This window comes from Brevibacterium salitolerans, assembly GCF_039531405.1.
Classification (GTDB): domain Bacteria; phylum Actinomycetota; class Actinomycetes; order Actinomycetales; family Brevibacteriaceae; genus Brevibacterium; species Brevibacterium salitolerans.
The window spans coordinates 60,885-79,142 of the sequence record NZ_BAAAPZ010000003.1 but is presented as its reverse complement, the minus strand read 5'-3'; the positions used below and the strand labels follow the sequence as shown (position 1 = coordinate 79,142).

The following is an 18,258-nucleotide window of genomic DNA, read 5'->3' as shown; positions in this document are numbered from 1 at the left end:
GCGGCTACAGTGGTGGCATGCGCGCAATCACACTCACGGAACACGGCGGCCCCGAGGTCCTCGGCCTCGGCGAGGCCCCCACGCCCACCGCCCGCCCCGGCCATGTGGTGGTCCGAGTGCACACCGCCGGCGTGAACCGCGCCGATGTCCTGCAGCGACAGGGCCACTACACCCCGCCGCCCGGAGCGAACACGGAGGTGGAGATCCCCGGGCTCGAGGCCTCGGGCTGGATCCACGAGGTGGGTGAGCAGGTCACCGGCTGGGCAGAGGGCGACCGCGTCGCCGCGCTTCTCACGGAGGGGGGCTACGCGGAGTACGTCGAGGTGCCGGCCGGCCAGCTCCTCGCCGTTCCGGAGGAGCTCTCGCTCGAGGACGCGGCAGCGCTGCCGGAGGTGCTGTGCACCGTCCAGTCCAACGTCTTCGCCGCCGGTGCGCTGCGCCCGGGTGAGTGGCTGCTGGTCCACGGCGGCGGGTCCGGGATCGGCACCGCCGCGATCCAGATGGCCAAGGCGCAGAGCGCCAAGGTCGCCGTGACGGTGGGCAGCGAGCGGAAGGCGGAGTTCTGCCGCGAACTGGGCGCGGACGCCGTCATCAACTACCGGGAGGAGGACTTCGTGGAGCGCATCCGCGAGATCACCTCGACCGGTGAGGGCCCCGGCGACGGCGCGGACGTCATCCTCGACGTCATGGGAGCCAAGTACCTCGACCGCAACCTCCGGGCGCTCGCGGTGGACGGCCGCCTCGTGATCATCGGCCTGCAGGGCGGCACCAAGGCCGAGGCGAACCTAGGCCGCATGCTCCCCCGCCGCCTCTCCGTCATCGCCACGACCCTGCGCGCCCGGCCGGCGGAGCAGAAGGCCCGCATCGTCGCCGAGGTCGCGGACACCTTCTGGAAGCAGGCCGCCGAGGGCCGCATCCGCGCCGTCGTGGACACCGTCTTCCCTCTTGCCGAGGCGTCCTCGGCCCACGCGCGGATGGAAGCCGGGGAGAACATCGGCAAGCTGCTGCTGCGGGTCGCGGAGGACTGACCGGATGGGGCTGCGGGAGGCCCTGGGCGGACGTCTCTTCACCCGGGACCGCAGGTCCCCGGAGGAGAAGCGCTTCGGCACCGGCCTGTGGCGTCAGCACCGGGACCGCTTCTCGCGGTCCGTGGACCGCTACTTCGAGACGGCCGAGGCCCTGCACCGGGAGTTCGGGGACGTGGACGGCACCGCCGTGCAGGACGTGGGCGCCGGCGCTCCCGTCACTCCGGTCGCGGCGGCCGTCGGTGAGATCTCCGCACTCACCGCCACGCTGAACGCGCTCGACGACCGCGTCGCCGAGCTGATGGCACGCTGCCACCGCACCGTTCCCCTCGACGGCCTCGTCTTCCCCGCGGAGGGGCGGAAGCTCCTGGGGGACGTGCCCGAGGCCGTCTCCCGCGCCGCGTCACTCGTGGCCCAGGCGGCCCAGACCGCCGCGATGCTGCGCGCTCACCTGCGGATGCACGGTGCTGCGGATGCCGCACAGCTGTTGGAGTACCCCGCCTCCGCCCGGAGGTACGCGGACCGAGCGGCAGAACTGCTCCAGGCGGCCTCGGCCACGGCTGACGGGAACGGCGCCGCGAGAGGGGAACGACCATGACCGACGCCGAGGCCGGCACAGGCCCCGTCTCCCGGACCACCTGTGCGATCGCGGGCGGCGGCCCCGCCGGGCTCGTGCTCGGACTCCTGCTGGCACGTGCCGGCGTTCACGTGACGGTGCTCGAGAAGCACGCCGACTTCCTCCGTGACTTCCGCGGCGACACCGTCCACCCGACCACATTGGCCCTTCTCGACGATCTCGGGCTCTTCGGCCGCTTCGCCGCGCTGCCGCAGTCCCGGATCACCCACGTGAAGCTGCCCGGCCCTGACGGCCGGGATGCCGTCATGGCCGACTTCAGCAGGCTTCCGGTGCGTCATCCCTACATCGCCATGGTCCCGCAGTGGGATCTGCTCGACCTCCTCTCCGAGGCGGCTGCGGCCGAGCCGACGTTCACGCTGCTCACCGAGCACGAGGTGACCGGTGTGGTCCGCGAAGGCGACAGGGTCACCGGAGTCGACTACTCCTCACCGGGCGGGCCCGGCCGTCTGCTGGCCGATCTGACGGTCGCCTGCGACGGCCGCTGGTCGGCGGTGCGACATGCGCTCGACCTGCCGACGAAGAGGTTCCCCGTCGGCTTCGACGTCTGGTGGTACAAGGTGCCGACCGCACAGGACGTGGGCGAATCGCTGCTGCCCCGCATGCGAGGCGGCAGGGTGGCGATCGGCATTCCCCGTGAGGGATACCTGCAGGTGGCGCAGATCGGCCTCAAGGGGACCGACGACGCCGTCCGGGCGAAGGGGATCGACGCGTTCCGCGCCGAGGCCGCCGAGATCCTGCCCGCGCTCGCCGCGGACGTGTCCGGCATCAGGTCGATGGACGACGTCAAGCACCTCGACGTGCGTGTGGATCGCCTCCGCAGGTGGCACCGCGCAGGTGCGCTGTGCATCGGCGACGCCGCGCATGCGATGTCCCCCGTCGGCGGAGTCGGCATCAATCTCGCCGTGCAGGACGCAGTCGCCGCCGCGCGCCTGCTCGCCGGCGCGCTCGCACGCGGAGAGATGCGCGAACCGGCCGCGGAGCGCCTGCTCGGGCGCGTGCACCGCCGGCGTGCGGTCCCCACGGCCGCTGTCCAGGGGCTGCAGCGGATCATGCATGCCGGCATCATCATGCCGACGCTCTCTGGCAGACCGGTGCGACCCCCGCGCACCCTCGTCGCACTCCTGAGGCACCTGCCGGTCCTGAGCGTGATCCCCGCATTCCTCGTCGGAATCGGCCCCCGGCCCGAGAAGGCGCCTTCGTGGGCGCACCGCAGCGCGTCCCCGGCGAAGGCGGGCTGAGCCTCTCGTCCGGCAGCTGCTGCGTGTTCCAGCCCCGCCACATGCCCGCAGCTCCCTTTCGTCCGGCCTTTCGAGTCGCATAGGGTTCGGAACATGGACACTCTTCTGCTGGGCGGAGCCGGCCTCGTCGCCGTCCTCGTCATCCTCCTCATCGCGTACATCGTCTTCCGGCGCTCCTATCGGGTCGCGGCGCCCAATGAGGCGCTCATCATCACGGGCGGCAAGCAGCGCTCGCGCGGCGGGGACGTGGGCCTCGACGAAGGCTCCCGCGTGGTGGTGGGCGGACGCGCCTTCGTGCGTCCCCTCTTCGACCGCGCCCACACGCTCTCCCTGTCCTCCCGGCAGATCCTCGTCGAGATCGAGGCGCTGAGCTCCAACGACATCCCGCTCAAGCTCCGCGGGGTCGCGCAGATCAAGATCGGCGAGCGCACCACGGACGTCCGCAAGGCCGCACAGCGCTTCCTCGACCAGCAGGACGACATCGACTCCTATTCGCAGGAGGTCCTCTCCGGCACCATGCGTTCGGCGGTGGGCACGCTGACCGTCGAGACCATCCTGCGCGACCGCAAGAGCTTCGCGGAGAAGGTCCAGGAGGACGCCCTGGACTCGATGAACAACCAGGGCCTGGTGATCGACACCTTCCAGATCACCTCCATCGCGGACGACGGCGGCTCCTACCTCGAGGACCTGGGCAAGCCGGAGGCCGCTGCCGCCGCCAAGCGCGCTGCGATCGCGGAGTCCGAGGCAACACGGCAGGCCACCGAGGCGCGCAACGCGGACCAGGAGGCCATCGCGGAGTCGCAGAAGGCCCTGGAGCTCCGGCAGGCCGCCATCCAGCGCGAGACGGCGCGGGAGAAGGCCGAGGCCGAGGCGGCCGAGGATCTGGCCCGCGCTCAGCAGGAGCAGCGGATCCTCGAGGAGAAGCAGAAGATCGCGGAGCAGCAGAACGAGCTGCGCGAGCGCGAGCTGGTCGCGGAGATCCGCAAGCCCGCAGACGCCAAGAAGTACGAGGTGGAGCGCCAGGCGGACGCCCAGCGCTACCAGGCCGGCCAGAAGGCCGATGCCCAGCGCTATGCCCGCGAGCAGGACTCCGAGGCCGCGCTGGCGGAGGAGAAGAACCGTGCCGCGGCCGTCGAGGCCGCCGGTCGTGCCGAGGCCGCGAGCGTCCGTGCGCGCGGTGAGGCGGAGGCGGAGACCGCCGCCGCCAAGGGTCGTGCGGAGGCGGAATCCGCTGCGGCGCTCGGCCGGGCGGAGGCGGAGTCCACGGCCGCCCGGGGCCGGGCGGAGGCCGAGTCCATCGAGGCCGCGGCGGAGGCGTACGCGAAGTACAACGACGCCGCCGTCCTCTCCCAGATCCTCGAGGCGCTGCCCAAGGTCGCCCACGAGGTCGCCGCTCCCTACGGCAACATCGAGAACCTCTCCGTCGTCTCCTCCGACGGCGAGTCGAAGCTGTCGAAGAACGTCGCCGTGGGCATGCAGGAGACACTCAGGATGGTCCAGTCCACCACCGGCCTGGACCTGGGCGAGTTCCTCCAGAACGCCATGGCCTCCCGGACGGAGGCGGGCGGCGGCTCCACCGGCCGCTCCGGCACCACCGGAGGCACTGGCACCGGTCGCTCCGGCAGCGCCCGCTCAGCCGAAGGCACCGCGCCCGAGGCCGTCACCGGTGCGGCTGACACCGCCCGTGCCGCCAGCGCCTCCGGTGCGGCAGGCGCTCACGACGGCGAGGACGCCACGCAGTAGCAGTCCTCTCCGGCAGCACCACCGCGCCTCCGCCTTGCCACGCTGCAGCGCGGCGAGGCGGAGGAGCAGCATCGTGAAGCCGAACGACAGCGGCAGCGTGGGAGCTGCAGCGCACAGCGATGTCCGGCATATGCCACGGAGAACCTCGCCGGGCAGGCAGCGGGAGCTGTGGCTCTCCCTGGTCGCACTGCTCGTCCTCGCCGCGGTCCTCACCCTGCGCGGTGCGATCCCCGCGGACATGGTCATGCTGATCCTCATGGCCGCCTTCGTCGTCCTCTGGGCGGTGATGATGGATCCCGTCCTGCGGAGTATGTTGGGGCACCGCGTCCCCGGAGCCCGCAGGCCGGGAACTGCTGCGGAAGAGACCCGCAAGAACTGGCCCTCCGGGAAGCCGGGCCTCGAAGCCGCCGCGGAGTACGGCTACTTCACCGGCCTCCACCGCCACTGGGTGCTGGGGATCGTCCTGCCGCTGCTGGCCGCAGTGCTGGTGCCGCTCGTGTACCCGGGGCAGGAGATCGTGGGAGTCTCCGCCAAGCTGCCGGCCTGGACGCTCATCCTGCTCGTCTGCTCCGTCGTCAGCTGGTTTCTGGGATACGTGGCGTGGATCCTCGTGGGCGCGCTGCTGCGGCTGTTCGCAGACAGCATCGTCCGCATCCGTCGCAGCGAAGCGCGGAGCGCTGAGCGCTGAGCGGGAATCCGGCGTGGGCAGCCTCTTCCTCGCCCTCATCTGGTTCACCCTGCTGTTCGCCTGCGTCGCCGCGCCGCTGGGCACGGAGGTCTCCGGCTCGTTCGGGAGCCCCGGATACGCGGGCGGTCAGCTGCGTGCGCTGCTGGGGCTCGATCCCTGGGTCGTCAGCTCACCCGCCTGGCTGCTGACAACGCAGCTGTCCTTCATCGCGGGACTGGTCGTTCTCCCCGTGCTCAGCTGGATCGTCGGAAAGGTCATGAAGAAGCGGCGCACCGCAGAGGATCCGCCGGCACAGGCCTGACCCCGCTGGACACTCCCTGCACCCCGCTCAGAGCTCCAGGAGGGACTCCAGCGCAGTCGCGAGGCCGTCCTCCTCGATGGGGCCGGCGACGAGCGTCGCGGCCTCCTTCACCACGTCGCGGGCCTGGCCCATCGCGATGCTCTGCGCGGTCCAGCCCAGCATCTCCAGGTCGTTGAGGCCGTCGCCGGCGCTGATCGTGTCCGCGTGGTCCACCTCGAGCAGCGGCGCGATGATCTCCAGACCGTGTGCCTTGCTCACCCCGTCCGGCGCGATGTCCAGCCAGTTGCTCCAGCCCACGGCGTAGGACACCCCGTGGAGACCGATCCGCTCGACCGCCTCCTGGAACTCCTCCGTGGTGCCGTTGGGCTCGCGCAGGACGATGCGGGTGGCCCGATGCGCACGCAGCTCGTCGAAGGGCACGATCTCCATCGAATCCATGTCCGCGAGCTCGTTGTCCGGGAACTCCCCACTCGCGTACCGGACGAGGTTCGCGTCCTCGACCATGTAGAGCGCGGTGGGCAGCACCTCCGACATGCGGTCGAGCGCGTCCGCCGGGTCGAAGGTCTCCGCGCGGATGACCTCCCAGCCGTGCTCCAGCTCAGGATCCAGCCGCAGGAGCACCGCTCCGTTGGAGGCCACGACGTAGCCGTGGGTGAGGTCCAGCCGGTTCGCGGTCTCCAGCGCACCGTGGGCGGACCGGCCGGTGGCGATGACGACGTGGTGGCCGGCGTCCACGGCGGCTCGCAGCACTGAACGCTGCCGCTCGGAGAGGCGGTTGTCGTAGTCGACGATCGTGCCGTCGACGTCCAGCGCGATGAGCTTGGGCCCCGCGCCGTTCTGCCCTGCCTGCCTCATGCGTACCGTGCACCCTCCGGGCCGTAGGCCGTCATTCCGCCCAGGTAGGGCCGCAGCGCCTCCGGGATGCGGACGGAGCCGTCCGCCTGCTGATGGTTCTCCAGGAGCGCGACGAGCCACCGGGTGTTCGCCGCCGTGCCGTTGAGGGTGGCGACGGGGCGTGTGCCGTCCTCCCCGCGCTCACGGATCTTGAGACGGCGGGACTGGAAGGTCGTGCAGTTCGAGGTGGAGGTGAGCTCGCGGTAGGTTCCCTGCGTGGGGATCCAGGCCTCGGTGTCGAACTTGCGGGCCGCGGAGTCGCCCAGATCGCCGGCGGCGATGTCCAGCACGCGGTAGGCGAGCTCGCACTTCGCCAGCATCTCCTCCTGGATCGCGAGCATGCGGGCGTGTTCGGCCTCGGCGTCCTCGGCCCGCACGTAGGAGAACATCTCCACCTTCTGGAACTGGTGGACGCGGAGGATGCCGCGGGTGTCCTTGCCGTAGGAGCCCGCTTCGCGGCGGTAGCACGGGGACCAGCCGGCGTAGCGCCTGGGCCCGCCGGAGAGGTCGAGGATCTCGTCCATGTGGTAGCCGGCCAGCGGCACCTCGGAGGTGCCCACGAGGAACAGGTCGTCCGCCTCGAGGCGGTACACCTCGTCCGCGTGCTCGCCCAGGAAGCCGGTGCCGCCCATGACCTCCGGCTTCACCAGGGTGGGGGTGATGGTGGCGGTGAAGCCGTGCTTCTCCACGACGTCGAGCGCCATGGTGAGCAGCGCCAGCTCCAGCCGCGCACCGAACCCCGTGAGGTAGTAGAAGCGGGCCCCGGAGACCTTGGCGCCGCGAGAGGTGTCGATCGCGCCGAGCAGCTCGCCCAGCTCCTGGTGGTCCTTGGGCTCGAAGCCGTCCGCGGAGAAGTCGCGCGGCGTGCCCTCGCGGCGCAGCTCCGCCGAATCCTCCTCGCCGCCGGCCGGAACGCCGTCGATGATGAGGTTGGGCAGCTTGCGCAGCAGCGCGTCGAAGGCGAACTCCGCCTCGTCCGCGTCCGCCTGCAGCGCCTTCACCCTGGAGGAGAGCTCCTTCGCCTGTGCCACCAGCGCGGCCTTCTCCTCGCCCTTGGCCTGGGCGACCTGCTTGCCGAAGCCCTTCTGCTCCGCGCGTGCGGCCTCGAACGCGGTGAGGGCGGAGCGGCGGGAGGCGTCCGCGGACAGGATCTCGTCGACCAGGGACTCGCTCGCCCCGCGGGCTCGCTGTGAGGCCTTGAAACGGTCCGGGTTCTCGCGCAGCTGCGTCAGGTCGATCATGGAGCCAAGCCTACAGTTCGCCGGGTACCGTTTCATCATGGTCCTCGAGCTCCACATCGCGCTTCTCGCGCTTCTCCTCGTCGCCGCCCTCGTCGTGGGTGCGCTGGTCGGCCGTACGGCCGCCGTCCGCAGCCGGGGACGGCCGGAGCCGGGTGCCGCTGCAGCGGCGGGAGCGGCCTCGGATGCGGAGACGGAGGACGCCGCCGAGGCCCCGGTCCCGGCCCAGCCCGCCCCCACCCAGGCGGCGCTCGTCCTCAACCCCGTCAAGGACGCCGCTCGCGCCGCGCGGGAGCAGCTCGTGCAGCTCTGCCGGGAGGAGGGCATGCCGGAGCCGCTGGTGTTCGAGACGACGGAGGAGGACCCCGGCCGCGGTCAGGCGCGCGCCGCGCTGGAGGCCGGTGCGGATCTCGTCATCGTCGCGGGCGGGGACGGGACCGTGCGGCTCGTCGCGGAGCAGCTGGTGGGCACCGATGTGCCCATGGGCATCGTGCCGGCGGGCACGGGCAACCTCCTCGCGCGGAACCTCGACGTGGTGCGCGACCGCACCGAGTGGGCGCTGCGCACCGCCCTGCACGGACGGGACACCGCGATCGACACCGGCACCATCCTGCTCGCGGACGAGGAGACTCCCCACACCTTCCTCGTGATGGCCGGGATCGGGTTCGACGCCGCCGTCATGGCCGATGTGAGCTCGGACAGGAAGTCGAAGGTGGGCTGGCTGGCGTACGTGGAGGAGGGTTCGCGGAAGCTGCTGGGCAACCGGGTGACCGTGCACGTGGCCGTCGACGAGGACCCGGAGAAGGAGCTGAAGGTGCGCTCCGTCGTCGCGGGCAACTGCGGGAAGCTGCAGGGCGGGGTCTGGCTGTTCCCGGACGCGGAGATCGACGACGGGCAGCTGGACCTGCTGGTGGTGAGCCCCAAGAACCTCGCGGAGTGGGTGGGCGTGGTGGCCTCGATCGCGGGCAAGCGCGTGCGGCGCGGACTGCACACCGCCACCGCCCAGGGCGAGCGGTTCACGGTGCGGGCCGAGGAGCCGGTGGAGGTCCAGATCGACGGGGACCCCTTCGGCCTCACCACCTCGATGGAGCTGCGGGTGGTCCCCGCCTCGCTGATGGTCCGCACGCCCACCCCGGAGCTCAAGCGGCAGATCCGGCTGGACGCCTTCCGCCTGGCCGGGGGCGGATTCACCTCCGAGGACACGCGCCTCCTGGGCAGCCACGTGGGCTGAGGCGGCGGGGCCGAGGCGGGCGGGCTGAGGCGGCGCGAGGCCGCAGCGTGCGGGGCTGAGGCCGGCGCGGCGTGGCGCCCAGACCGGCGCGGCGCGGGGCCGGGAGAACGCCCTGCGGCCCGCCGCGCCCGCCCCGCTCAGTCGCGCAGAGACCTCCGCATGATCTTGCCGGTGGCGGTCTTGGGCATCTCGTCGATGATCTCCAGCACCCTGGGCCGCTTGTAGGCGGAGAGATTCTCCCGGCAGAACTCCGCGAGCTCCTCCACGGTGGTGTGCGCCCCGGCCTTGAGGGTGACGTACGCCTTGACGGTCTCGCCCCGGTACTCGTCCGGTGCTCCCACCACCGCGGCTTCGGACACCGCCGGGTGGTCGTAGAGCACGCCCTCCACCTCCCGCGGCCACACCTTGTAGCCGCTGGCGTTGATCATGTCCTTCTTGCGGTCCACCAGGTAGATCCAGCCGTCCTCGTCGCGGACCGCCACGTCGCCGGTGTGGAGCCAGCCGTCCGTGATCTCCGCGGCCGTGGCCTCGGGCCGGTTCCAGTACTCGGGGGTGATCTGCGGGCCCCTCCCCCAGATCTCGCCCTGCTCGCCCACGGCCACGTCCACGCCGTCCGGATCGACCAGCCGCACCTCGGTGTCGTAGACGGGCTTGCCCACGGACAGCGCGCCCGAGGCCGGGTCCACCGGTCCGCGCACTCCTCGCGGGGTCGCCGTGAACGGGGAGGCCGTCTCGCTCATGCCGTAGATGTTGTGGATGTAGGTGCCGTAGACCTGCTCCAGGCGGTCCCCCAGCGAGGGCGCGATGGGTGCCCCGCCGGAGTAGATGACCTCGAAGCTCTCCAGATCGCCCTCCTGCAGGGCGGGTGAGTCCGCGAGCGCCATGAGCGCCGTGATCGCCCCCACCGTGAAGGCGGGCCGCCACGCGCGGATGGTCCGGAGCATGGCCTCGGGCTGGAACCTGTGGCTGAGCACGAGCGGCGAGCCGAGCCGGATCGCATAGGCCAGGTGGCCCACCGAGCCGGTGATGTGGAACAGGGGCGCGATCGCCAGGATGGGCTGCCCGGACGCGATGCCCACCAGCCGGGTGTAGGTCTCCGCGTTGAAGGTGACGTTCGCATGGGTGTTCACGGCCCCCTTGGGGCTGCCGGTGGTGCCCGAGGTGTAGGTGAGGAACGCGGGGTCACGGCCGGTGAGACGGGGTTCGGGGACGGAGCCGGCGGTCGGATAGGCTCCCGTCCGGCCGTCGCCGGAGCCCCCTGCCTGCGCCGGATCCGCGGCCGCACGCGGCTGTGCGGCGTAGAGCTCCTCGGCCCGCAGCAGCGTGACCCCGGCCGGGGCGGAGACGCGTGCGTCCAGGACCGCGGCGACCCGCTCGGTTCCGATGCCGCCTTCGTCCTCGGTCCAGCGCGTGAAGTCACCCGTGATCACCACGTCCACCCCGGTGTCGCCCACCACGCCGGCGGCCACCTCGTCCCAGAGGGTGGGCAGCGTGACGAGCGCCTTCGCCCCGGAGTCCTCCAGGTGGTAGCGGAGCTCCCGCGCGGTGTTCATGGGGTTGATGGGGACCACGATCGCCCCGAGCTTCCAGCCGGCCAGCACGCCCACCACGAACAGCGGATCGTTCTGGGCGTACAGCGCCACCCGGTCCCCCTGCGCCAGGCCTGCGGCGGCGAGCGCCCGGGCCAGCGCCTCGGCCTGCGCGTCCGCCGCGGCGAACGTGACGGTCTCGTCGAAGACGTGGAGGAACGGCGCCTCCGGGGTGTCCTGCACGCGGCTGTTCCACAGCGCGAGCATGGTGGGGTGCGAGGGCGTGAGATGGGCGTCGAAGCCGGACATGTGCTGCTCCTGGGGATGAGTGGTGAGTCACGGAGGCGTGGGCGCTCCTGCGCAGGAGCGCCCACGCCGGGTGAGCCGGGGCCCGCCGGCGGGCCCCGGCTGGAACCGGAGAACCGGGGCCGAGGTGCCGGTCAGCGGATGGCGACCGGATTCACCGGCGAACCGCTGGCGCCGTGGATCTTCAGCGGGGCCGCGACGTAGAAGAAGTCGTAGCGCCCGTCCGCGGCGGCCGCCTCCGCAAGGCTCTCCAGGTCGCAGATCTCCGTGAACACGACGCCCAGGTTGCGCATCAGCGCATTGTGGAGGGTCAGTGCCACACCGGTGTCCGGATCCGAGGTGACCTCGTTGGCGATCGTGTCCGTGACGAGGTTGGGGATCTCCTTGTCCTTGAACCACTGCACCAGCTCCGGGGAGTACTGGAGCCCCGGCTCGCAGAAGTCGTCGTAGAAGGCGTCCCCCTGCTCGAAGAAGAGCTTGAGGTGATTGGTGCGGAGGACGAGGATGTCGTGCGGCTCGATGGTCAGGCCCTGCGCCTCCGCGCACTCCTCCAGATCCGTGTGGTCGAAGGTGCGGCCGGCCTCCACCGCCTCGACGCCCCAGTGGCGGGCGAGGTCGAGGAGGATCCCGCGCCCCACCACGCCCCGCTGCCCGATCGGCTCCACGCTCGCCTTCTCGAGCTTGCCCACGGTGGTGCGTGCGTCGTAGCCGTTGTAGATCTGGCCGCCGTACCAGACGTGGCCCAGCGCGTCGTACTGCGTGGATCCCTGCAGGAAGGCGACGAGCTTGTCGTCCGCATAGTGGAGACCGCCGGGGAACTGCGGGGCGTCGTCCGAATCCCAGGTGGACTCGTCGAAGACCACCTCGCGGACGGCGGGTTCCCGCGAGGGCCAGACGGGATCCCCGTTCGGATCGCCGATCAGCCGCTGGAGCGTGTGGACCTCTCCGTCCCGGATGCTCCGAGCACCCCGCAGCACCTCCTGGCTCGTGAGGAAGTTGAGGGCTCCCACCTCGTCGTCGGGGCCCCAGCGGCCCCAGTTGGTGGGGGCGTCGGCGAGGAGTTCGGTGAGATCAGGGGCATCTGCCATGTGCGTGTCCTTTCCGGTTGCCCGACTGCGCCGTCGGTTGTCCGACAACACTGTCGGTTGCCCGACTGCACTGTCGGTCGTCCGACGGCTCTGTCGGCTCTCCCGGCAGCTCTGCGCGGGACGTCGGTCGCCGAGCGCCGTCGCTCGGTCGTTCGAGTTTTTCTCCGCAGCCGTCAGGTGTCAACACCGGCGAGGCACACGTCGCGGCCCTCGCGGCGCACATCCGCGTCTCCTCCCGAGGCGGGCCCGCGCAGAGGTCGTCCCCGGTGCCACCGGACCGACGGAGCCGTCTAAGCTGTACTCGTACAGTTGTCGAAAGGGCGGAATCCGCCCCCGGCCGGACGAGAGGCCCTCATGAAGTCCACGCACCTGATGGCTCCGCTCGCAGCGATCGCACTGACCGGGCTCGCGGCCGCCCCCGCGTTCGCCGCTCCCGGCTCCGGCGCTCCGGCGGCCTGCCCCACCAGCATCGACCTCTCGGAATCCGCGTTCTGCGCGGAGCTGAGCGGTGAAGCGCTGACGGACGGCACCATCGGCGCAGAGGATTTCGCGGACCCGTCGAAGGGCGTCTCGCTGTCCGTCTACGGTCTGCGCACCTACACCGCGGAGGAGGGAGAGCCGGAGCAGGTGACCTACACCGTCACGGCGGAGGACGGCACCGCAGTCCTCACGGGCACGGCCTCGGCCTCCGTCCTGGGCATCGTGAGCGGTGTGACGCTCTCCGCCGGTCCGGTGGACCCCGGCGAGTACGCGGTCACCGTCGCTGCGGAGGGCCGCGCGCTCCTCACGCAGACCTTCACCGTCACGGACGAGCAGGACACGACCGAGCCTCCCGAGGCGCCGGAGGGCACGGAATCCCCCGAGGGCCCGGAGGCGGAGGAGAGCGCGGAGCCCGAGGACGACGGCGTGCCCACGGAGGACCCCGCAGACCCCGAGGCCACGGCGGGCCCCGATGCACCGGCAGACCCTGATGCGCCTGGCCTGGGCTCGCGTGCGGATGAGGGCGAGGACGGTGCGGAAGGGAACTCCGCCGAGGAAGGCGCTGCGGAGGAGGTCGCGGACGGCGGCCTCGAACCCGATGCAGAGGACCAGGAATCACCGGAGAGCCCAGACGGGAACGCGCCGGGAGCCGGCACGGGCGACGACGCCGAGGTCGCGATTCCGCAGGTGCCCAGCGTGCTCGCACCGTCGGCGGACGCGGAGTTCGGGCTCGCCACCAGCCGGGCCGCCGTCTCCGCGGACGAGCTGCGGGACGAGGGCATCAGCTTCTCGCTCTACGGCCTCACGCCGGGCACTCTCGTCTCCGTCTCCGGCCTGCCCGGCAGCGGCGCACCTGCGATCGCCTACGCGGACGATCTGGGCACCGCACAGCTGACCTGGGTGCAGCCCCTCTGGGCGGCGGAGCTCTCCCCGGGCACCTACGGCTACGCGGTCACGGCCACGCCACTGGGCTCCACCGGAGCCGGCACCGCGAACTCCGCCTTCACGGTCACGGACTGACGCTCCGCCCGGAGGCCGCGAGCGTTCCTCACGGGTTGCCGCCCCGGGACACCTGACGGTGTTCCGGGGGCGGCTCCTGCCGGACCGGCGGCGGGAGACCGCCGCTGCTCGGCCTTCTGACCCGAAATGCCCGGCCTTCCGGCCCGAATTGCACTGACCAGAAGTGATCAGAAGTTTCGCCCGCCGAACCCTCCGCATAACGTGGGGCCGTACGCACTCGCAGAACCGTCCGTCTCCCTGTGATCACCGGCTCCCCGCGGAGCGCTTCCCGCTGATGACCACACGAAGACGAGAAGTCGAAAGGTCTCACTCCGTGAAGAAGAGTACCCTCCTCGCCCCGGCAGTCGCCGTCGCCATCGCCGGCCTCGCAGTGGGCCCCGCCGCCACGGCGAACGCCGCCCCTGCGGGTGGCGCTTTCGCCGAGATCCCGGCAACCGCTTCCGCCAGCGTCGGCACCCAGGCGGAGGACTTCACCCTTTCCGTTGACCCGGAGACCATCACCTACACGGATCTCGCGGACCAGGACAAGGGCGTCACCCTCACCGCCGCAGGCGTAGAGGCGAACAGCGAGGTGACGTTCTCGGTCACCACAGATTCACAGGTCGAGGACTTCGAGTCCGCTGAAACCGCAGACGAAAACGGAGTCGCCGTCCTCGGGATCGTGGTCGGCCAGGGCGACCCGGCTAGCTTCGTGGGCACCTACAACGTCACGGCCACCGATGAGAACGGCAACACCCAGACCGGTTCCTTCACCGTGACCTCCGACGAGACGGCCGAGCCGACGCCGTCGGAGACCCCCTCCGAGGAGCCCAGCGAGACGGCTGAGCCCACGGAGACCGCCGAGCCGACCGAGACGGCAGAGCCGTCGGAGGAGCCCACCGAGGACGAGACCGACGAGGCCGTGGAGTACGCACTCTCCGTCGACCCGCAGGAGATCTCCCCCGCGGACTTCGTCAACCAGGACAAGGGCGTCACGCTCACCGCCGAGGGCCTGGAAGCCGGCGAGGAGGTCGAGTTCGCCGTCGCACCCGAGGGCGAGAACGTCCAGCCGCTCACAGACACCCAGACCGCGGACGAGAACGGCGTCGCAGCCTGGACCGTCTACGGCATCGACGACTCGGACCCCTCCGCCTACCTGGGCGAGTACGCCGTCACCTCCACCAACGAGGCGGGCGAGGAGCTCACCGGCTCCTTCACCGTCACGGACGGTGCCGGTGACGACGGCAGCGCCGGTGAGGACGAGGACAAGGGCGACGACGACAGCAAGCTGCCCCGCACCGGTATGGAGCTCACCGGCCTCGCCGCCGGCGGCGTGCTCCTCGCCGTGGGAGCCGCGACCGTGGTGCTGACCCGCCGCCGCCAGCAGGCCTGAGACACACGGCGCTGAGTCCCTCCGGCACGGCCGGGAAGGCTGACGCACAGCGCTGAGGAGCATACGGCCTCGCGCCTGCACTCCGCCTCCTGACACGTGGGGTGTCCTTCTCCGGAAGGGCACCCCACGGTCGTGTCTGCGCGCCGCACCGGCCCCACTCCCGGCAGCACGGGGGCACCGCGGCGTCCATGCTGAGACAGGTGGTGAGACGCCGGGTCCCGCCCGAGACCCCCGCGCTCGGCACTCATCTCACCCAGCGGTCTCAGGCCCCTCCTCCCTAGGCTCGAGGTGCATCGCGCTCACGATGCACCCGTCCGAGGAGGAAGCATGACAGTGCCGTCCGGATCATCCCCTGAGAAGGACACGCAGACCGCCCCGCAGAGGCCGAGCAGCGCCCGGACAGGCGTGTCCAGGCTCCGTGCGCGTGCGGCGAAGCGCGCACAGCTGTCCGCGGAGGCGCGCAGCGAGAGGGCGGTCGTCGAGACCGCGCAGCAGGAACAGGCCAGGCCCAGCGGCCCCCTCGGCTTCCTCGCGCATCTCAACCTCAAACCGCTCTGGTTCCTCGCGGCCTTCGCCGCGTTCGGCCTCGTGTTCCTCATCCCCGTCGATCCCGCTGCGGAGGGCGGCCTCACCGCTCCCGGCCGCACCGCTCTGGCGATCCTCGCCTTCGCCGTCGTCATGTGGATCACGGAGGCCGTGTCCTACTCCGTGAGCGCCGTGATGATCATCGGCCTCACCGCGCTGTTCCTGGGGTTCGGCCCGGGCATCGAGGATCCCACGGAGCCCATGGGCACCTCGGCGGCTCTCGGCCAGGCTCTGGGAGGGTTCTCCTCCAGCGCCGTCGCCCTCGTCGCCGCGGCCCTCGCCCTCGCGGCGGCGATGCAGGCCACCGGTCTGCACAAGCGTCTCGCGCTCCTGGTGCTGCGCTTCGCCGGGGAGAAGACGTCGAACATCGTGATCGGCGCGATCGTCATCTCGATCATCCTCGCCTTCTTCGTCCCGTCCGCCACCGCACGGGCCGGAGCCGTGGTGCCCATCCTGCTGGGCATGGTCGCCGCCTTCGGCCTGTCCGTGAACTCGCGGCTGGGCGCGCTCCTCATCATCACCGCGGCACAGGCGGTCTCCATCTGGAACGTGGGCATCAAGACGGCCGCCGCGCAGAACCTCGTCGCCGTGGGCTTCATCGAATCCGAGATGGGCATCGACATCCCCTGGGGCCAGTGGTTCCTGTGGGCCGCGCCGTGGTCCGTCGTCATGTCCGTCGCGCTCTTCTTCATCATGCGCTGGGCGATCAGGCCGGAGACGGAGCGGATCGAGGGCGGCCGTGCCGCGGTCACCGCCCAGCTCGCGGAACTGGGGCCGGTCACCGCCAAGGAGAAGCGGCTCATCGCCGTGGCAGTCGTCCTCCTGCTGGCCTGGGCCACCGAAGGCGTCCTCCACCCCGTCGACTCCTCGACCATCACCCTCGTCGCGATCGGCTTCATGCTCCTCCCCCGCGTGGGAGTCTTCTCCTGGAAGACCGTGGAGTCCCTGGTGAACTGGGGGACGCTCATCGTCTTCGCGGTCGGCATCTCGCTGGGCTCGCTGCTGCTCAGCACCGGCGCCGCCGCGTGGCTGTCCAACCTCGTCTTCGGCTCCCTGGGGCTGAGCAGCATGCCGCTCCTGGCGACGATCGCGCTCATGTCCGTCTTCACGATCCTCATCCACCTGGGGTTCGCCTCCGCGACCGCCCTGGCCTCGGCGCTCATCCCGGTGTTCATCGCCTTCGCGGCGACGCTGCCCGGCGCCGCCGACGGCGGGTTCGGATTCGTCGTCATCCAGCAGTTCGTCATCAGCTTCGGCTTCCTGCTGCCCATCTCCGCCCCGCAGAACATGCTCGCCTACGGGACCGGGGCCTTCACCGCCAAGCAGTTCCTCAAGACCGGCATCCCGCTCACGGTGCTCGGCTACCTGCTGGTGCTGCTGTTCTCCGCCACGTACTGGAAGTGGGTGGGGCTGGTCTGACCGTCCGCAGGCGGTGCCCTCCCGCTTCCCGAATGCATAGAGTGGGACCATGACACTCGACGCCCCGCCGCCGTTCGACGCGGAGAAGCTCCGCGCAGACCTCGACCTCTGCACCCTGGGAGAGCGCTTCTACCTCAAGACGCTCGACCAGATCTCCCCCGCGGGCATGGCCCAGCCCTCGATCCTGCCCGGCTGGTCGCGGGTCCACGTGGCGATGCACGTCGTCCACAACGCGGAGGGCTTCATGCGCCTGCTCGAGTGGGCGCGGACCGGGACAGAGAACCCCATGTACCCGTCCCGGGCGGAGCGGGACGCGCAGATCGAGGAGTCCGCGGCGCACACGAGCGGCGAGGACGCCATCGCCATCGCGCACGAGGTCGTGGCCGAGCTCGAGGGGGACTTCGCGCGCATGGACGACGCGGCCTGGTCCGCGACCGTCGTCTCCGGGCGCGGGGACGACATCCGCGCCGCCGAGATCCCCTGGCTGCGGGCGCGTGAGGTGTTCGTCCATGCGCTCGACCTGGGAATCGGTGCGACGACGCTGGACTTCCCGGCCGCTGTCGTGGACCGCCTGCTGGGCGACATCGCACCCATCTGGGAGAAGAAGGGCCTGCGCACGCACTACGTCCTCACGCTCACGGACCGGGACGGCGACCTCGTGATCCGCACCGGCGAGGAGAACCCGGCCGGGGCCTCGGGCGCGGGCTCCCCTGCTGCCAACTCCTCAGACGGGGGTTCCCCGGCAGACGCCGCCTCCCCGGAGGCGTCCGAGGCACCGGTGGAGGTGAGCGGTGAGGCTGCCGAGGTGCTCTCCTACCTCATGGGCCGCGGCTGGCCCCGCTCTACCGCCGAACGCACGGACAAGGGCGTGGGCGGCGCCGGCACTCCCCGCGACCTCCCCACACCGCCCGCCTGGCTCTGAACCCGTGGGCCTGCGAAAGCGGCGGCGTACGGAATGCCATATGCATTCCGTACGCCGCCGCTTCTGCGTGAGGCTGCTGCGCCGGCCCACCGGCGGACTCGTCAGCGGCGCGGGCCCCGGTAGATGACGAGGTCCGAACCCGTCCGGCGCCGGCGCGGCCGCTCGCCGCGGAGGATCGAGAACACGTCTCCTCCCCGCCCGGCGGCGAACACCCGGCCGCTCGCAGCGCCGGCCTCCGCAGAGGAGTCCGCCCGCTCCCGCAGCCGCCGGACCTCCGCCCGGGTCTCCTCGAGCTCGTCCTGCAGCTCGAGGATGCGCCGGATGCCCGCGAGGTTGATCCCCTCGTCCTGGCTCAGCCGCTGCACCTGCTGGAGCTTGGCGATGTCCTCAGCGGAGTACCGCCTGCCGCGGCCGGCCGTGCGCTCCGGTGTGACCAGTCCCAGCCGGTCGTACTGCCGCAGGGTCTGCGGATGCATCCCCGCCAGCTCCGCTGCCACGGAGATGACGTACACGGCTGCGTTCGAAGAGATGCGCATGACCGA

16 protein-coding genes are annotated in these 18,258 nt (G+C 71.3%); 11 read left to right on the top strand and 5 right to left on the bottom strand.

Annotated features, from left to right (window positions below; translation table 11 throughout):
* Positions 1-17 precede the first annotated feature (17 nt).
* From ABD240_RS05030 to ABD240_RS05005, 6 genes are all read left to right on the top strand, one after another.
* Positions 18-1,028: an NAD(P)H-quinone oxidoreductase gene (locus ABD240_RS05030; RefSeq protein ID WP_344335792.1), complete on the top strand. Its 1,011-nt coding sequence runs from the start codon at positions 18-20 to the stop codon at positions 1,026-1,028.
* Positions 1,029-1,032: 4 nt separating this feature from the next.
* Positions 1,033-1,623, top strand: a complete 591-nt coding sequence (locus tag ABD240_RS05025) for a hypothetical protein (RefSeq protein WP_344335789.1) — start codon at positions 1,033-1,035, stop codon at positions 1,621-1,623.
* A complete protein-coding gene (locus ABD240_RS05020; RefSeq protein WP_344335786.1) occupies positions 1,620-2,900 on the top strand; it encodes an FAD-dependent oxidoreductase in 1,281 nt (426 codons plus the stop codon). Before ABD240_RS05025 ends, ABD240_RS05020 begins: the two co-directional genes overlap by 4 nt.
* Positions 2,901-2,993: 93 nt before the next feature.
* Positions 2,994-4,643: a flotillin family protein gene (locus ABD240_RS05015; RefSeq protein WP_344335783.1), complete on the top strand. Its 1,650-nt coding sequence runs from the start codon at positions 2,994-2,996 to the stop codon at positions 4,641-4,643.
* A 73-nt stretch (positions 4,644-4,716) separates the two neighbouring features.
* Positions 4,717-5,331, top strand: a complete 615-nt coding sequence (locus tag ABD240_RS05010; protein ID WP_344335781.1) for a hypothetical protein — start codon at positions 4,717-4,719, stop codon at positions 5,329-5,331.
* 13 nt (positions 5,332-5,344) lie between these two features.
* Entirely contained in the window at positions 5,345-5,632 is a 288-nt protein-coding gene (locus ABD240_RS05005; RefSeq protein WP_344335778.1) for a hypothetical protein, read from the top strand.
* Between the two features lie 27 nt (positions 5,633-5,659).
* Here the strand turns inward: ABD240_RS05005 and ABD240_RS05000 are convergent, their stop codons facing one another.
* Positions 5,660-6,487, bottom strand: a complete 828-nt coding sequence (locus tag ABD240_RS05000; protein WP_291794916.1) for an HAD family hydrolase — start codon at positions 6,485-6,487, stop codon at positions 5,660-5,662.
* Positions 6,484-7,767 (bottom strand): serine--tRNA ligase, encoded by a 1,284-nt coding sequence (serS, locus tag ABD240_RS04995; RefSeq protein ID WP_291794918.1) that lies wholly within the window; start codon positions 7,765-7,767, stop codon positions 6,484-6,486. The genes ABD240_RS05000 and serS overlap by 4 nt, the downstream gene beginning before the upstream one ends.
* Before the next feature lie 37 nt (positions 7,768-7,804).
* Between serS and ABD240_RS04990 the strand changes: the two genes are divergently transcribed.
* Positions 7,805-8,995 (top strand): diacylglycerol/lipid kinase family protein, encoded by a 1,191-nt coding sequence (locus ABD240_RS04990; protein ID WP_344335773.1) that lies wholly within the window; start codon positions 7,805-7,807, stop codon positions 8,993-8,995.
* A gap of 137 nt (positions 8,996-9,132) precedes the next feature.
* On the opposite strand, the gene ABD240_RS04985 is transcribed toward ABD240_RS04990, so the two are convergent.
* Together ABD240_RS04985 and ABD240_RS04980 are read right to left on the bottom strand one after the other, a co-directional pair.
* A complete protein-coding gene (locus tag ABD240_RS04985) occupies positions 9,133-10,833 on the bottom strand; it encodes a class I adenylate-forming enzyme family protein (RefSeq protein ID WP_344335770.1) in 1,701 nt (566 codons plus the stop codon).
* Between the two features lie 131 nt (positions 10,834-10,964).
* Complete coding sequence (locus ABD240_RS04980) at positions 10,965-11,918, bottom strand: cyclase family protein (protein ID WP_291794622.1); 954 nt, start codon at positions 11,916-11,918, stop codon at positions 10,965-10,967.
* A gap of 354 nt (positions 11,919-12,272) precedes the next feature.
* On the opposite strand from ABD240_RS04980, the gene ABD240_RS04975 reads away from it, so the two are divergent.
* The 4 genes from ABD240_RS04975 to ABD240_RS04960 all read left to right on the top strand — a co-directional run bounded on the left by ABD240_RS04975 (position 12,273) and on the right by ABD240_RS04960 (position 17,716).
* Positions 12,273-13,418 carry an ICP22 family protein gene (locus ABD240_RS04975; protein WP_344335766.1) on the top strand — a complete coding sequence of 382 codons (1,146 nt, stop codon included), beginning with the start codon at positions 12,273-12,275 and terminating at the stop codon, positions 13,416-13,418.
* Between the two features lie 313 nt (positions 13,419-13,731).
* Positions 13,732-14,790, top strand: a complete 1,059-nt coding sequence (locus ABD240_RS04970) for an LPXTG cell wall anchor domain-containing protein (RefSeq protein WP_344335763.1) — start codon at positions 13,732-13,734, stop codon at positions 14,788-14,790.
* 327 nt (positions 14,791-15,117) lie between these two features.
* Positions 15,118-16,794: a DASS family sodium-coupled anion symporter gene (locus tag ABD240_RS04965; protein WP_344335761.1), complete on the top strand. Its 1,677-nt coding sequence runs from the start codon at positions 15,118-15,120 to the stop codon at positions 16,792-16,794.
* A gap of 49 nt (positions 16,795-16,843) precedes the next feature.
* Positions 16,844-17,716 (top strand): maleylpyruvate isomerase N-terminal domain-containing protein, encoded by an 873-nt coding sequence (locus tag ABD240_RS04960; RefSeq protein ID WP_344335758.1) that lies wholly within the window; start codon positions 16,844-16,846, stop codon positions 17,714-17,716.
* Positions 17,717-17,817: 101 nt separating this feature from the next.
* Here the strand turns inward: ABD240_RS04960 and ABD240_RS04955 are convergent, their stop codons facing one another.
* Positions 17,818-18,252: a heat shock protein transcriptional repressor HspR gene (locus ABD240_RS04955; RefSeq protein WP_291799242.1), complete on the bottom strand. Its 435-nt coding sequence runs from the start codon at positions 18,250-18,252 to the stop codon at positions 17,818-17,820.
* Positions 18,253-18,258 lie beyond the last annotated feature (6 nt).

Coding starts and splice junctions, on each gene's coding strand:
- ABD240_RS05030 (WP_344335792.1), top strand. CDS start 18: ATGCGCGCAATCACACTCACGGAACACGGCGGCCCCGAGGTCCTCGGC.
- ABD240_RS05025 (WP_344335789.1), top strand. CDS start 1,033: ATGGGGCTGCGGGAGGCCCTGGGCGGACGTCTCTTCACCCGGGACCGC.
- ABD240_RS05020 (WP_344335786.1), top strand. CDS start 1,620: ATGACCGACGCCGAGGCCGGCACAGGCCCCGTCTCCCGGACCACCTGT.
- ABD240_RS05015 (WP_344335783.1), top strand. CDS start 2,994: ATGGACACTCTTCTGCTGGGCGGAGCCGGCCTCGTCGCCGTCCTCGTC.
- ABD240_RS05000 (WP_291794916.1), bottom strand. CDS start 6,487: ATGAGGCAGGCAGGGCAGAACGGCGCGGGGCCCAAGCTCATCGCGCTG.
- serS (WP_291794918.1), bottom strand. CDS start 7,767: ATGATCGACCTGACGCAGCTGCGCGAGAACCCGGACCGTTTCAAGGCC.
- ABD240_RS04990 (WP_344335773.1), top strand. CDS start 7,805: ATGGTCCTCGAGCTCCACATCGCGCTTCTCGCGCTTCTCCTCGTCGCC.
- ABD240_RS04985 (WP_344335770.1), bottom strand. CDS start 10,833: ATGTCCGGCTTCGACGCCCATCTCACGCCCTCGCACCCCACCATGCTC.
- ABD240_RS04980 (WP_291794622.1), bottom strand. CDS start 11,918: ATGGCAGATGCCCCTGATCTCACCGAACTCCTCGCCGACGCCCCCACC.
- ABD240_RS04975 (WP_344335766.1), top strand. CDS start 12,273: ATGAAGTCCACGCACCTGATGGCTCCGCTCGCAGCGATCGCACTGACC.
- ABD240_RS04965 (WP_344335761.1), top strand. CDS start 15,118: ATGACAGTGCCGTCCGGATCATCCCCTGAGAAGGACACGCAGACCGCC.
- ABD240_RS04960 (WP_344335758.1), top strand. CDS start 16,844: ATGACACTCGACGCCCCGCCGCCGTTCGACGCGGAGAAGCTCCGCGCA.
- ABD240_RS04955 (WP_291799242.1), bottom strand. CDS start 18,252: ATGCGCATCTCTTCGAACGCAGCCGTGTACGTCATCTCCGTGGCAGCG.